Raw genomic sequence first — 423 nt, 5'->3', positions numbered from 1 at the left:
CCGTGGGCGTGCTGCTGAGCGGCGTGTTCTTCGCCTTCAAGGTGGCCCGCCTGCTCGACGTGCGCGCCGAGGACGACGCGGCCACGGGCCTGCGCACCTGGCGTGTCGCGGGCCAGGTGTTCTTCGCCTCGGCCGATGCCTTCATCGACGCCTTCGACATCCTCGCCGCGGAAGGCCGGCCGGTGCGCATCGACGTCTCGCGCGCCCACTTCTGGGACGTGACGGCGGTGGCCGCGCTGGAGAAGGTGGTGCAGCGGCTGCGCCACCACGGCTGCAGCGTGGAGGTGGTGGGAATGAACCAGGCGAGCGCCGGGCTGGTGGAGCGGGTCGCGGAGCGCTGACTCAGGCGAGCAGCTCGGCGAGACGTACCAGCGCATGCCCCTGCGCGCCCGCCCGCACGGCCGCGCGGTCTCCCGCGAAGCG

The 423-nt window shown here is 73.5% G+C and carries 1 protein-coding gene; it reads left to right on the top strand.

The features are described from left to right. Positions 1-341 (top strand): STAS domain-containing protein (locus tag HNV26_RS37545; protein WP_171453062.1); only part of this gene is annotated, 341 nt, incomplete at its 5' end. Between the last annotated feature and the right edge of the window lie 82 nt (positions 342-423).

The sequence above is a fragment of the Myxococcus xanthus genome, from assembly GCF_013116825.1.
Classification (GTDB): Bacteria; Myxococcota; Myxococcia; order Myxococcales; family Myxococcaceae; genus Myxococcus; species Myxococcus xanthus_B.
The sequence above is the reverse complement of the archived record's forward strand: the minus strand, read 5'-3'. Positions and strand labels throughout refer to the sequence as shown.